The organism is Capnocytophaga sp. oral taxon 332 str. F0381 (assembly GCF_000318275.2).
GTDB classification, from domain to species: Bacteria; Bacteroidota; Bacteroidia; order Flavobacteriales; family Flavobacteriaceae; genus Capnocytophaga; species Capnocytophaga bilenii.
In genome coordinates, this window is sequence record NZ_KB291307.1 from 1 (window position 1) to 1,634 (window position 1,634).

Below are 1,634 nucleotides of genomic sequence, written 5' to 3' on the forward strand. Positions count from 1 at the left end.
ATCCCCCATCAAAAAAACCAGCGAGTGATTTCTCATTCGCTGGTTTCTTATGATTTATCTATCTCCGATTGCTATCGGTAGAGGGTGAAGTTGCCCGTGTAAGACTGCTCATCTCCTTCTTCATTGGTCTTCCAAATATACCAGTAGTCGCCCGATGGTAACTCCTTGCCTTTGTAACGTCCGTCCCAAACCTCACCCGACTTAATGGTCGTTATATAACGTCCGTAACGGTCGTAAATATCTGCTGTCAAGTTCGGATAACTACGATACATATCTGGATCCCAAGTATCGTTCTGTCCGTCTCCATTCGGCGTGAAGAAGTTCGGTGGTGTCGACTTCATATACTCGCGCTCTATCTCAAGCTCACTTTCACAACCATTGGCATCTATCGCCTTCACCAATACCTTCTTGAAGATACGTCCATTCTCTACCCTACTTGTTGGGTCAGTAGGCTTCAAGGTGTATTTGAACTCTCCATCCACCGGCGCCTCATCATTGAAGCTTACGTTGTACGGTGGTATTCCTGTTCTTGTAAAGACGTTTCCTCCGGTTACTGATACTCGTACTACATTGATTTCTCTCAAGTCTGTCGTATTATGTACCTCTAATCCTGGATAACGCGTTACACTCACCGTTTCTCCCCACAACTCTTCACATACCTCATCACTGCCTTTACCTTTATAGTAAATTATCAATGTATGTGAGCCCTCTTCTATCACTCCTGTACTACCATACTTGCCATCAAACGATACAAATGGCTTGATTGTCGTACCGCCATCTACCGAGTAAGATACCGTATCACTTTGTAGCTTACCTGCCGCATCATCTGGGAAGGTTACATACAAGTAACTTGTAGTAAAGGTTGTTGATGTTGTTGAACAGTTGAACTTCAACTCTACACTAGTTGGTGCTATACTTGGCGCATCAGCTACATCTATCACATCTGTTTGCGTACATACGCCATTAGCATCCTTGTACTCCAATCTATAGCTACCTGGGGCAAGAGCCGTCACACTCACTACCGTACCTGAGGCTAAGCCTGTATCGCTCTTCGCTACATTACCTTGTGGGTCTTTTAGCTCGTAGCTATAGGGTGCTCTACCTCCTGTGATTTCAAACTCCATTCCTCCGTTGTTACTATGGTAGCAAGTCTCTGATACTACTTTATGTACTACTGCCTTCAACACTGGTGGTTCTACAATCACTACTGTACGTTGTATCTCACAACCTATCACATCATCTTTGATGTTGATAGTGTATTGACCTTTACCTAAACCGCTATAAACTATCTCTCCTGGTCTTACCTCGTGGTAAGATGTCGATGTACTATTTGCCACCGTATAGGTATAGCTTCCTGTACCGCCTGTTACTGTAAGGGTTATCACTCCATCGGTGTTATTATAACAACTAATATCACTCTTCTGAGTTGTTGCCGACAACGAATCGTAGTGAGTTACATTCACAGTTACTGTTTGTACACAACCATTGGTATGGCGTACCGTAATTGTATGCGTACCTGAACTTACGCTCTCAAACAAGCTGCTCGCTTGTGATGCCCCTCCGTCCAAAGCAAACACCGTATTACCCAACTCTGATGACCTTACACCTGCTCTGATGTCGTTCTTCACTCGGTT

The 1,634-nt window shown here is 44.2% G+C and carries 1 protein-coding gene; it reads right to left on the minus strand.

All coding sequences use genetic code 11. The features are described from left to right. Window positions 1-71: 71 nt before the first annotated feature. Window positions 72-1,634 (minus strand): T9SS type B sorting domain-containing protein (locus tag HMPREF9075_RS05905; RefSeq protein WP_009415576.1); only part of this gene is annotated, 1,563 nt, incomplete at its 5' end.